12 protein-coding genes are annotated in these 12,497 nt (G+C 48.9%); 10 read left to right on the top strand and 2 right to left on the bottom strand.

Translation table 11 applies throughout. The annotated features are described in order from the left end of the window. Nucleotides 1-279: 279 nt before the first annotated feature. A complete protein-coding gene (grcA, locus tag BIY29_RS12965; RefSeq protein ID WP_121575534.1) occupies nucleotides 280-663 on the top strand; it encodes an autonomous glycyl radical cofactor GrcA in 384 nt (127 codons plus the stop codon). An 89-nt stretch (nucleotides 664-752) separates the two neighbouring features. On the opposite strand, the gene srmB is transcribed toward grcA, so the two are convergent. Continuing rightward, nucleotides 753-2,081: an ATP-dependent RNA helicase SrmB gene (srmB, locus tag BIY29_RS12960; protein ID WP_121575533.1), complete on the bottom strand. Its 1,329-nt coding sequence runs from the start codon at nucleotides 2,079-2,081 to the stop codon at nucleotides 753-755. Between the two features lie 133 nt (nucleotides 2,082-2,214). On the opposite strand from srmB, the gene trmN reads away from it, so the two are divergent. Beyond that, nucleotides 2,215-2,961: a tRNA(1)(Val) (adenine(37)-N(6))-methyltransferase TrmN gene (gene trmN, locus BIY29_RS12955; protein ID WP_121575532.1), complete on the top strand. Its 747-nt coding sequence runs from the start codon at nucleotides 2,215-2,217 to the stop codon at nucleotides 2,959-2,961. A gap of 36 nt (nucleotides 2,962-2,997) precedes the next feature. On the opposite strand, the gene nadB is transcribed toward trmN, so the two are convergent. After that, nucleotides 2,998-4,599 carry an L-aspartate oxidase gene (gene nadB / locus BIY29_RS12950; protein WP_121575562.1) on the bottom strand — a complete coding sequence of 534 codons (1,602 nt, stop codon included), beginning with the start codon at nucleotides 4,597-4,599 and terminating at the stop codon, nucleotides 2,998-3,000. Nucleotides 4,600-4,963: 364 nt separating this feature from the next. Between nadB and rpoE the strand changes: the two genes are divergently transcribed. The 8 genes from rpoE (at nucleotide 4,964) to era (ending at nucleotide 12,490) form a co-directional block, all read left to right on the top strand. Next, the gene (gene rpoE, locus BIY29_RS12940) at nucleotides 4,964-5,539 is read left to right on the top strand and encodes an RNA polymerase sigma factor RpoE (protein WP_121575530.1); all 576 of its coding nucleotides are present in this window, start codon (nucleotides 4,964-4,966) and stop codon (nucleotides 5,537-5,539) included. A gap of 57 nt (nucleotides 5,540-5,596) precedes the next feature. Continuing rightward, complete coding sequence (gene rseA / locus BIY29_RS12935) at nucleotides 5,597-6,244, top strand: anti-sigma-E factor RseA (RefSeq protein WP_121575529.1); 648 nt, start codon at nucleotides 5,597-5,599, stop codon at nucleotides 6,242-6,244. After that, on the top strand, nucleotides 6,244-7,197 hold the full coding sequence (gene rseB / locus BIY29_RS12930; RefSeq protein WP_121575528.1) for a sigma-E factor regulatory protein RseB: 954 nt from the start codon (nucleotides 6,244-6,246) through the stop codon (nucleotides 7,195-7,197). Before rseA ends, rseB begins: the two co-directional genes overlap by 1 nt. After that, nucleotides 7,197-7,667: a SoxR-reducing system protein RseC gene (rseC, locus tag BIY29_RS12925; protein ID WP_121575527.1), complete on the top strand. Its 471-nt coding sequence runs from the start codon at nucleotides 7,197-7,199 to the stop codon at nucleotides 7,665-7,667. Before rseB ends, rseC begins: the two co-directional genes overlap by 1 nt. 284 nt (nucleotides 7,668-7,951) lie before the next feature. Beyond that, nucleotides 7,952-9,751, top strand: coding sequence for a translation elongation factor 4 (gene lepA / locus BIY29_RS12920; protein WP_121575561.1), 1,800 nt, complete (start codon nucleotides 7,952-7,954; stop codon nucleotides 9,749-9,751). Nucleotides 9,752-9,767: 16 nt separating this feature from the next. Next, nucleotides 9,768-10,727, top strand: coding sequence for a signal peptidase I (gene lepB, locus BIY29_RS12915; RefSeq protein ID WP_121575526.1), 960 nt, complete (start codon nucleotides 9,768-9,770; stop codon nucleotides 10,725-10,727). 180 nt (nucleotides 10,728-10,907) lie between these two features. Then, entirely contained in the window at nucleotides 10,908-11,588 is a 681-nt protein-coding gene (gene rnc / locus BIY29_RS12910) for a ribonuclease III (protein ID WP_121575525.1), read from the top strand. After that, nucleotides 11,585-12,490, top strand: coding sequence for a GTPase Era (era, locus tag BIY29_RS12905; protein ID WP_121575524.1), 906 nt, complete (start codon nucleotides 11,585-11,587; stop codon nucleotides 12,488-12,490). The genes rnc and era overlap by 4 nt, the downstream gene beginning before the upstream one ends. The last annotated feature ends 7 nt before the right edge of the window (nucleotides 12,491-12,497 follow it).

The raw sequence follows: 12,497 nt of genomic DNA, 5'->3' as shown, positions 1-12,497 counted from the left end.
ATAGGCAGAGTTATTGATTGCTTTAAAAAAAATTGAAAATTTACAAAATTATTTTTACTCAGGGTGACTGGTAAATTTGATATAAAACAATAAATTGTCTGGGTTGCTTGATTGTGTGGGGTTTTAAAATTGATTTAAATCAAAGTTCCGCCATCATTGTACTGGTATATAAAGGATCAGATTCAGTTGATTTTATTCGAACGTTAAAAACTGACGGCAGTTTGTTGCTGATAGCGATTTTAAATTAAGACAATAACATGCCGTTTTACGGAGGCAATAATGGTTACTGGTATTCAAATCACCAAGGCGAGCAACAGCGCTCTGATCAATTCTTTCTGGTTGCTGGACGAAGAAAAATCTCAGGCACGTTGTGTCTGTGCAAAATCCGTTTATAGCGAGGATCAAATCGTTCCGGTGAGCGATTTGGGCCAGATCGAATATCGTGAAGTACCGTTGGAAATCAAACCAGAAGTACGGGTGGAAGGCGGTCAACATCTGAATGTTAACGTGTTGCGTCGGGAAACACTGGAAGATGCGGTTCAACATCCGGAAAAATATCCGCAGTTGACTATCCGTGTTTCTGGTTATGCTGTACGTTTTAACTCTTTGACGCCAGAGCAGCAGCGTGACGTTATCACCCGTACTTTTACTGAAAGTTTGTAAATATTCATTTTGGCTTTATCAGAAATTGTGATTTAAAACAATTGGTTAAAACAAAGGGAGCCACGGCTCCCTTTTTTGCATCTCTGGTTTTATTCACGGCCAGCAGGTTCATCTGCTTTTGTGACCGGCTGGCGACGTTTACCGATGTTTTTGCTATCCCGGTGACGTACTTTCACCTTGACCTTCTCTTTGTCTTTGTCTTTCTTTTCTTTCCGCTTGGCCAACGCTTTCTTGGATGGCTTGCCCGTGGTTTTGACGCTTGGCGCTTTGGTGGTTGGGCGAAGCTCTTCAACAATGCGGGGTTTGAGCGGTTCATTTAAGTAACGGCTGATTTTGCCAAGCAGCAGATGATCGTGTGCCTCGACAAAAGAGATGGCACAGCCTTTACGGCCCGCACGACCGGTGCGTCCAATACGGTGGAGATAAGTATCCGCAGTACGCGGCAGGTCAAAGTTGAATACGTGGCTGACGTCATTGATGTCTATACCACGTGCGGCAACATCAGTCGCCACCAGAACGTTCACTCGTCCGTCGCTCAGACGTTTAATCGCTTCGTTACGCTTGGCCTGTACCATTTCACCTTCAAGATAGCAGGCGGCAATCCCGGCTTCACGTAACCAGGCAACCAACTCATGCACTCGCTCACGCTTACGCACGAAAACGATTGAGCGGGTAGCCTCCGGTTGTTTCAACTGGTGGCAAAGCAGAGCCGTTTTGTGTTTGATATCGTCGGCACGGTAGTACCATTGCAGAATTTTTTTACGTTCGCGGCGTGAGGGATCGGCTTCAACTTCAACGGGATCATTCAGCAAACGCTCGGCAAAGTCTTTAATCGCCTGGCCTTCCAACGTGGCGGAAAACAGCAGAGTCTGTTTGCGCCAGCGGGTTTCGCCAGCAATATGCTCAATATCCTGTGCGAACCCCATATCCAACATTCTGTCTGCTTCATCCAGAATCAGGGTTTCTACTGCGCGACAGTCGAAGTTTTCTTCTTTAATGTACTGAAGCAGACGGCCCGTTGTTGCAACCACGACATCCTGATTTTCGCTGAACACTTCGGCATGGTTCATGTAAGCCACCCCGCCGGTAATGGTGGCGATGTCCAGGTGGGTGTGTGCCGCCATGATGCGCGCCTGATCGGCAACCTGCATGGCCAGTTCACGTGTCGGCGTTAAGATCAGAATACGAGGCGGCCCGGATTTTTTACGAGGAAAATCTAACAGATGCTGCAAGACCGGCAGCAGGTAGGCTGCGGTTTTACCCGTGCCTGTCGGCGCTGAACCCAGCACATCGCGGCCATCCATTGCGGGTGGGATTGCCGCCGACTGGATTGCCGTCGGACGTTCATAACCCATATCGCGCAGGGCGTCTAACAGGCTGTCATCAAGATCTAGCTCGGAAAAATTTGTTGCTGTCATGGTCTACCTCTGTTTGGGGCGCTGATTATAGACGCATTAGCCGGGTTCTTCACCTGTTTAAACAGACAACCGCGCTTTTACTGTATGGATGTTTATCCTATGCTACGACGGTTTTAATCTGGAACGAATAATAATGAGTGAGCAATCTGATAATAAGCCGACACTGCGTCGTGATGGATTTACCTTCAAACAGTTTTTTGTCGCGCACGATCGCTGTGCCATGAAGGTGGGAACCGATGGCATATTGCTGGGGGCTTGGGCGCCGGTTTCCGGCGTGTCGCGGGCATTGGATATTGGCTGTGGCTCTGGCTTGATCGCACTGATGCTGGCTCAGCGGACTAATCATGATGTTCAGATTGATGCGGTTGAGCTGGATACTGCGGCAGGTTGTCAGGCTGGTGAAAATATCGCCGCGTCTCCGTGGTCTGAGCGTATGACGGTTTACGTTGATGACATTGTGAGTTTCGCTGCGGCCAGAACGGCAAGTTATCCACTGATTATCAGTAACCCTCCTTATTTCACACCCGGTGTCGCCTGCGGTTCGGTGCAGAGGGCTCAGGCCCGTTATACCACTGCGCTGACGCATGAGACCCTTCTTGACTGTGTGCGGCGTCTGATCACTCCCGATGGCATGTTCTGCGTGGTATTACCCATACAGGTCGCTGGCGGTTTTATTCTGCTGGCGCAGCAGCAGGGCTGGTTTATCCGCCGGCGCACGGACGTAAGCGAATATCATTCACGGCCTGCGCATCGCACCCTGCTGGCGTTATCACGGCAATCCGGAGGCAGCCAGGCGCAGCAGTTGGCGATACGTGATACGGATCATCACTACTCTGCTGATTTTCAGGCGCTGACAAAGCGTTTTTATCTATTTATGTAGGTTCCTGTTATCAGGAACCTACATAAAAGGGACGCGCTATGGGGCAAGGATTGTGGGTTTAGGGGCATCGAACTGGTTTGGATAATCAAGGGTGTAATGCAATCCGCGGCTTTCTTTTCTTTCCAGCGCACAGCGAACAATTAGCTCTGCCACCTGTACCAGATTGCGTAACTCCAGCAAATTATTGGAAATACGAAAATGTGAGTAATACTCATCAATTTCCTGTTGAAGCAGAGTAATGCGGTGTAATGCCCGTTCCAGCCGTTTTGTGGTGCGCACGATCCCGACATAGTCCCACATAAATAGCCTTAGTTCATGCCAGTTATGCTGGATAACAACTTGTTCGTCCGAATTGTCGACCTGGCTTTCATCCCAGGCGGGCAGTTTCTTAATAGGCTTGATTTGTGGCAGGCGTTGCAGGATATCTTCTGACGCAGACCAACCGTATACCAGGCACTCCAATAAGGAATTCGATGCCATGCGGTTTGCGCCGTGCAGCCCGGTATAGCTTACTTCACCGATGGCATACAGCCCGTCGAGATCGGTTCGTCCGTGCTGATCGACCATCACGCCGCCGCAGGTGTAGTGTGCGGCGGGGACTATAGGGATGGCGTCACAGGTAATATCGATGCCCAGCGATAACAGTTTTTCATAGATGGTGGGAAAATGCTGTTTAACAAACTCCGCGGGTTTGTGGCTGATATCCAGATACATACAGTCAGCACCCAGGCGTTTCATTTCGTGGTCAATCGCTCTGGCGACGACATCCCGCGGGGCGAGTTCGCCTCTGGGATCGAAATCAGGCATGAAACGACTGCCATCTGGGCGCTTCAGATAAGCCCCCTCTCCACGCAGGGCTTCGGTCAACAGGAAGTTGCGCGCCTGCGGGTGGAATAAGCAGGTTGGGTGAAACTGATTAAACTCCAGGTTGGCCACCCGGCATCCCGCACGCCATGCCATGGCAATGCCATCGCCGGATGAAATATCCGGGTTAGTGGTGTATTGATACACTTTGGATGCGCCGCCGGTGGCGAGAACGACGGTTTTCGCCCGACAGGACTCGACCACTTCCCGTTCACGATTCCAGATGTATGCGCCTACAATCCGCCGGGTTCCCGGCAGACCCAGTTTATTGGAAGTGATCAAATCGACGGCGTTACAGCGTTCCATAATATGGATATTGGGATGAGACTGGGCTTTTTGCACCAACGTATTTTCTACTTCTTTCCCGGTTGCGTCAGCCGCATGTAAGATCCGGCGATGGCTATGCCCCCCTTCGCGGGTAAGGTGATAGCGCTCTTCACCGCTGGTGCTGGTTTCCGTATCGAATAGCACGCCCTGATCGATCAGCCATTGCACACAGTTTTTGGCATTGCTGGCAATGAACTCCACGGCTTCACGCTCGCACAATCCATCACCCGCGATTAATGTGTCTTCAATATGTGAGTCGATACTGTCGGTCTCATCAAAAACCGCCGCAATACCGCCCTGGGCATAGAAAGTCGACCCTTCATTAAGCGGGCCTTTACTGAGAACGGTAACGTTTGCCTGAGAAGCCAGGCGAAGAGCGAGAGATAGCCCGGCAGCGCCGCTGCCAATGATCAATACATCACAGGAGTATTCAGTGGTCGGTTGCATGTTCGTATCGTCAACGTAAGAAAGGAGAGGAAAACCGATGGTAGCACTCAATGTTTTATCCATGTATTGATTTTTATCGCCCTGTAAAGATGTATAAATACCCGATCCCAGGAGGGGTGGGCCGTGCTAATGCTATGGATTTATCGTATTATCGGCCCGGTATCATCATGATAAATGAAAAAACCTTGCGTACTGGCGCGAATGCGTTGTGGGCACGGTTAAACAACGGTAAGTACAGAAAATTGACTACCCGGAACTTTGTGTCATGCATTGACTCTAAGCTAGTGCTTGCTCTGGGTACAACTATAATGGCTGGCAGTACTATTTTACGTGTGGAGAACGGTTTGAGGAGATATTACCTCGGATGAGCGAGCAGCTGGCAGATCAAGTCCTGGTAGAGAGGGTTCAGAAGGGCGACCAAAAATCGTTTAATTTACTGGTTATTCGCTACCAGCATAAGGTAGCGAGCCTGGTATCCCGTTATGTACCTCAAGGGGATGTACCCGATGTGGTACAGGAATCGTTTATCAAAGCGTATCGTGCATTGGAATCATTTCGCGGCGATAGCGCTTTTTACACATGGCTGTACCGGATTGCGGTGAATACGGCGAAGAACTATCTGGTTGCTCAGGGCCGACGTCCGCCTTCCAGTGATATCGATGCCAATGACGCTGAGAACTATGAAAATGCGGGCGCATTGAAAGAAATATCGAACCCTGAGAATTTAATGTTGTCAGATGAGCTAAGAAGTATTGTTTTCCGTACTATTGAGTTGTTACCGGAAGATTTGCGCCTGGCAATTACGCTGCGTGAATTAGATGGATTGAGCTACGAAGAGATTGCCGTGATTATGGATTGCCCTGTCGGCACTGTTCGTTCTCGTATCTTCCGGGCACGGGAAGCCATTGATAATAAAGTACAACCGCTTATTCAACGTTAGTGTGTTTCAAGCGCTGCGCATGATTAATGATGGATTTGACAAGGTAAGGGTATCGGTATGCAGAAAGAGAAGCTTTCCGCTTTAATGGATGGTGAGGCAGTTGATTCCGAACTGCTGAATTCCTTGTCACGAGATGACAAGTTGCAGCAAAGTTGGCAAAGTTATCATCTAATCCGCGATACATTACGTGGGGATATTGGTGAAAATGTAATTCACCTTGATATCGCTTCCCGTGTTGCTGCTGCAATTGAAAAAGAGCCTGTTCGTCTGGTTCCGCAAGCGCAACCAGAGTCTCAGCCACATCCTGAACGTTGGCCTCAGGTGCCGTTCTGGTATAAGGTTCGTCCGTGGGCCAGCCAGTTAACTCAGATAGGTGTTGCGGCCTGCGTGTCTTTGGCCGTTATTGTTGGCGTTCAGAATTATAATCGTGTAGGGGTGTCGGACGGTGTAACGGAGTCTGCCGCGTTCAGCACGTTACCAGCAATGGGAACCGCATCGCCAGTGAGTCTGGGTGTTCCTTCGGAAAATATCGTGTCCCATAGTGGTCAACAGAAATCTGATGCGCAGCGTAACCGTCTCAACGCTATTTTGCAGGATTATGAACTACAGCGCCGCCTGCACGCGGAGCAACTCCAGCAGCATGACGATCAGCAAGCTGCGATTCAGGTTCCAGGAACGCAATCATTAGGAACTCAGCCTCGGTAATGAAGCCTGTCTGGTTTGCCGCCTGTTTACTGATTGGCTGTTTGTTTTATTCCACCATCGCTCCGGCGCAAACTGCGTCCGGGGCGTTGTTGCAACAAATGAACAGCGCCAGCCGTGCCTTAAACTATGAAATCTCTTTTATCAATATCACCCGCCAGGGATTTGAGTCGCTGCGTTACCGTCACGCGGTGATTGATAATCGCCCATTGGCGCAGTTAGTGTTTATGGATGGGCCGCGTCGTGAGATCGTGCAGCGTGGCAATGAAATCAGCTATTTTGATTCCGGTCTTGAACCTTTTACTTTGGCGAGCGATCACATTGTCGATTCACTACCCTCGCTGGTTTACGCGGATTTCCAAAAAATTGCACAGTATTACGACTTCGTGCCTGCTGATGGACGCGTTCGCATTGCCGATCGCCTGGCGGTGGGGATCCGAATTATTTCACGGGATGCAACGCGTTATAGCTATGCTGTTTGGGTTGACGCAGAGTCTAAACTGCCTTTGCGGGTCGATTTGCAGGATCGTAATGGTGAGCGTCTGGAGCAATTTCTGGCGACGTCTTTAATCATCAACGATGACATCGTAAACGTGATGCGTCCGCTGGAAAATATTCGTCTTCCCCCGTCATTGTCGACACCCGTCTCGGAAAATATCGATTTTGCCTGGTCGGCAGAGTGGTTGCCGCTGGGGATGAAAGAGGTTTCGCATAGCCGCAGAACGTTGCCGGGTGTCAATCTCCCTATTGAAACGCGTTTGTACAGTGATGGTCTGTTTAGTTTTTCCGTCAATATCAGCCCATCTTCCGAAGCGCAAACCGAACAGGCTGTTCGAACCGGAAGGCGTTCAATACACACTGAGGTTCGTGATAATAACGAGATCACGGTTGTTGGTGAGATCCCGCCCGCCACGGCTAAACGTGTGGCAGACAATATTATCCTGAAGGCGAAATAATGATTAAAGAATGGGCGACCGTTATTTCATGGCAGGACGGTATAGCGGTACTACACTGTGAACAACGTTCAGGATGTGGTAGCTGCCAATCGCGTTCAACCTGTGGAACAGGGCTGTTGAACCAGTTAGGCGCGTCAGCCGAACACAGGTTTCATGTGCCCTGTGAACAACCATTGCAAACAGGGCAGCGGGTTGAGCTGGGCATCGCCGAAGCAAGTTTGCTACAGTCCGCCGTTATGGTCTACTTTGTTCCGCTGGTAGGGTTGTTTGCCGGATCAGCGTTATTCCAGACTCTCTTTACCAATGAATTCTCTGCAATTTTAGGCGCGTTTATCGGTGGCGGCCTGGCTTTTTTATCGGTGAAACGCTGGTCGGGAAACCTGGGTAAAAACAGTCGCTATCAACCTGTTATTCTGCAAATTGCGCTTCCCGGCGAGTTATTACAAATTAAAACCGTAACTGAGTCATAGAATGATGTGTGCTGGGAAAGATGAAGATGGCGTCATTTTTCCTTTATTATCCCCCGTTCTGTTTAGCCGTTGTTATCGATTTAATATCTTCTTTCATCCCGTCTTCTGACATTGCGAATAAAACCGTCATAATCAAAGGTAATGCGCGGTACATGACTAGGTTTTCAGCCGCCCGGCATGTAGAATGCAGCGATTCAGGTAGAAGGCCATTGCTGCTGTTTTCACCTAATGCGTATGCCCATCGGCAAGAATTTCAGGAATATCAAGGTAGAAAAATTTTTATAATGAAGCATATACGAAATTTCTCCATTATTGCCCACATCGACCACGGTAAGTCGACGTTATCTGACCGTATTATCCAGATTTGCGGTGGTTTAACCGAACGTGAAATGGCTGCGCAGGTTCTGGACTCAATGGATTTGGAACGGGAACGCGGTATAACGATTAAAGCGCAGAGTGTGACGCTGGATTACAAAGCGCTGGATGGTCAAACTTATCAGTTAAATTTCATTGATACGCCTGGACACGTCGACTTCTCTTATGAGGTTTCGCGCTCGCTGGCCGCTTGTGAAGGTGCTTTGCTGGTTGTTGATGCCGGTCAGGGGGTTGAAGCTCAGACATTAGCGAACTGTTACACCGCGCTTGATATGGATTTGGAAGTGGTTCCGGTGCTGAATAAAATCGACCTGCCTGCCGCTGATCCGGATCGTGTTGCCCAGGAAATTGAAGATATTGTCGGCATTGATGCGACGGATGCGGTGCGTTGCTCGGCTAAAACCGGTATTGGCGTACCTGATGTTTTAGAGCGTCTGGTGAGGGACGTTCCACCCCCTCAGGGGAGTGTGGAGGCGCCGTTACAGGCACTGATTATTGACTCCTGGTTTGATAACTATCTGGGCGTTGTTTCACTGGTGCGCATTAAAAATGGTTCTATGCGTAAAGGTGACAAAATCAAAGTCATGAGTACCGGGCAGGTTTATAACGCCGATCGTTTGGGGATTTTCACCCCGAAACGGGTTGACCGCGACGTGCTCAACTGTGGTGAAGTTGGCTGGCTGGTTTGTGCCATCAAAGATATTCTGGGGGCGCCGGTTGGCGATACGCTGACATTGGCTCGTCAGCCAGCAGAAAAAGCGTTGCCGGGATTCAAGAAAGTCAAACCTCAGGTTTATGCCGGGTTATTCCCAATCAGTTCTGATGATTATGAAGCCTTCCGCGATGCGCTGGGTAAACTGAGCCTGAACGATGCTTCCCTGTTTTACGAACCGGAAAGCTCTACCGCGCTGGGCTTTGGTTTCCGCTGTGGTTTCCTGGGGCTGTTGCACATGGAGATCATTCAGGAACGGCTGGAGCGTGAGTACGATCTGGATCTCATCACCACCGCGCCTACGGTTGTTTATGAAGTCGAAACAACAGGCGGGGAGACGATCCATGTCGATAGCCCGTCGAAACTGCCGCCACTGAACAATATTCAGGAATTGCGAGAACCTATTGCTGAATGCCATATGTTGATGCCGCAGGAATATCTGGGCAATGTCATCACGTTGTGCATTGAGAAGCGTGGTGTACAGACCAACATGGTCTATCACGGTAATCAGGTTGCGCTCACTTATGAAATTCCGATGGCGGAAGTGGTACTTGATTTCTTTGACCGGTTGAAGTCGACTTCCCGAGGTTACGCTTCTCTGGACTATAGCTTCAAACGTTTTCAGGCCTCCGACATGGTGCGTGTTGATGTGCTTATCAATGGTGAACGAGTGGATGCGTTGGCACTGATTACTCACCGGGAAAATTCACAGTACCGTGGTCGCGATCTGGTGGAAAAAATGAAAGACCTTATTCCCCGTCAGCAGTTTGATATTGCTATTCAGGCTGCGATTGGTAACCACATCATTGCTCGTTCTACCGTGAAACAGTTGCGTAAGAACGTACTGGCGAAATGTTATGGCGGTGATGTCAGCCGTAAGAAGAAACTGTTGCAGAAACAGAAAGACGGTAAGAAACGTATGAAGCAGGTAGGCAACGTTGAATTACCGCAGGAAGCCTTCCTGGCTATTTTGCACGTCGGTAAAGACAACAAATAAATCCTGAGGAGTTGGCATGGCCAATATGTTTGCCGTAATTCTGGCGTTGGTAACGCTAGTCACGGGAATTGTCTGGTGCTTTGAACGCTTTATGTTGGCACCAGCACGCCGGAAAAAATTTGCGGCATCGAATGCGCTGACGGATAACACCGTATTGTCAAAATCAATTGGGCAACCTGGATGGATTGAAACCGTCGCTTCCATATTTCCGGTGGTGGCGCTGGTTTTAGTTGTGCGTTCATTTATTTATGAACCATTTCAGATTCCGTCCGGTTCAATGATGCCGACATTATTGATAGGTGATTTCATCCTAGTAGAGAAATATGCTTACGGTATTAAAGAACCCTTTACTCAGCAAACCTTAATTGAGACAGGTCACCCGAAACGTGGCGATATTGCGGTATTTAAATATCCATCCGATCCTAAGGTTGATTTTATCAAACGGGTGGTCGGGTTGCCGGGCGATCGTGTCAGTTATAATCCCTTGAGTAAGCAGGTTACCATTCACCCTGCTTGCGACGGTCAGCAAATTTGTGATAAGGCGCTGGCTGTAACCTATAATAATGTGCAGCCCAGCGATTTTGTTCAAACATTCAATCAGCCAGGCTTGGGATCCCATAGCGGTTTTTATCAGATCCCGGCGAATGAAAATAATGCCGATGGTGTTCGCATGGGCATACGTAAAGAGTCGTTGGGAAATGTGACGCACAATATTCTGATTGTTCCAGGCGTACAGGATCAGCTTGGCGGATATTATCAGCAGTCTCAACAACAGCTCGCTACGTGGATTGTACCTGCCGGTCATTATTTCATGATGGGGGATAATCGCGATAACAGTCTGGATAGTCGTTATTGGGGTTTTGTGCCAGAAAGAAATCTTGTTGGTAAAGCAACCGCCATCTGGATGAGCTTTGAAAAACAGGAAGGTGAATGGCCTACCGGGGTTCGATTGAACCGTATTGGCCGCATTCACTAATCAGGTAATAAACACGCAGCATTATTATGCTGTCCGTTGTAGAATATTTTCAGAAATGCACGCAGGCTGGCTCCCGGTCGGGGGGCCAATGCAAACGAAACAGTTTTGGCAAATCATTAGCGAGTCAGGGCTGTTCCGTGTGTTGTTGTTTTTGACGCATTGTTGATCTATTGGTAACACATGAACCCCATCCTAATAAACCGTTTACAAAGAAAGCTGGGCTATACTTTTCAGCAGCACGACCTTTTGTTACAGGCCCTGACGCATCGAAGTGCCAGCAGTAAGCACAACGAACGGCTCGAGTTCCTGGGCGATTCCATTCTGAGTTTTGTTATCGCGAACGCGCTGTATCACCGTTTTCCCAAGGTAGACGAAGGGGATATGAGCCGGATGCGAGCAACGCTGGTTCGCGGCAATACACTGGCAGAAATTGCGCGTGAATTTGAATTGGGAGAGTGCCTGCGTTTGGGGCCGGGTGAGTTGAAGAGTGGAGGTTTCCGCCGTGAATCCATTCTGGCTGATACGGTAGAAGCTCTGATCGGTGGTATTTTTCTCGATAGTGATATTCAGACCATTGAGCGATTGATCCTGAATTGGTATCAAAGCCGACTGGATGAAATCAGCCCTGGCGATAAGCAAAAAGATCCGAAAACGCGGTTACAGGAATTTTTGCAAGGGCGTCACTTACCGCTGCCAACCTATCTGGTTGTGCAGGTACGTGGTGAGGCGCACGATCAGGAGTTTACTATCCATTGTCAGGTAAGTGGTTTTAGTGAATCGGTCATTGGCACCGGTTCGAGCCGCCGGAAGGCTGAACAGGCTGCGGCAGAACAAGCGTTGAAAAAACTGGAGCTTGAATGAGCGAAGAACAGACATACTGCGGTTTTGTCGCGATTGTTGGTCGGCCTAACGTTGGTAAATCTACATTACTGAATCAGTTGCTGGGGCAAAAAATCTCTATTACCTCGCGTAAACCTCAGACAACACGCCACCGCATTATGGGTATTCATACCGAAGGGCCGTATCAGGCTATCTACGTGGATACCCCAGGGCTGCACATTGAGGAGAAACGGGCAATCAACCGCCTGATGAACCGTGCTGCCAGCAGTTCTATTGGTGATGTTGAGCTGATTATTTTTGTGATAGAAGGCACCCACTGGAACGATGATGATGAAATGGTGCTGAATAAACTGCGCGATCAGAAACATCCTGTCCTTCTGGCGATTAATAAAGTGGATAACGTAACAGATAAAAGCAAGCTGTTGCCGCATATTCAATTTATCAGTCAGCAAATGAACTTTCTGGATGTCGTGCCGATTTCTGCGGAAAAGGGTACAAACGTAGATACGGTTGCCAGTATTGTTCGCAAGCATTTGCCTCAGGCAACGCATCATTTCCCGGAAGATTACATAACCGATCGCTCTCAGCGCTTTATGGCTTCCGAAATTATCCGTGAAAAGCTGATGCGCTTTTTGGGTGAGGAATTACCCTATTCGGTAACGGTAGAAATTGAGCGTTTTGTGACCAATGAGCGTGGCGGTTATGACATTAATGGTTTGATTCTTGTCGAACGTGAAGGTCAGAAAAAAATGGTGATCGGGAATAAAGGCAGCAAGATCAAAACGATCGGCATTGAAGCCCGTCATGACATGGAAGAGATGTTTGAAGCCAAAGTTCACCTCGAATTATGGGTAAAAGTAAAATCAGGTTGGGCAGACGACGAACGTGCTCTGCGAAGCCTGGGTTACAGTGAAGACTTGTAAGGCCCAC

The organism is Brenneria alni (assembly GCF_003666245.1).
Classification (GTDB): Bacteria; Pseudomonadota; Gammaproteobacteria; order Enterobacterales; family Enterobacteriaceae; genus Brenneria; species Brenneria alni.
This window is presented reverse-complemented; position numbering and strand designations above follow the sequence as displayed.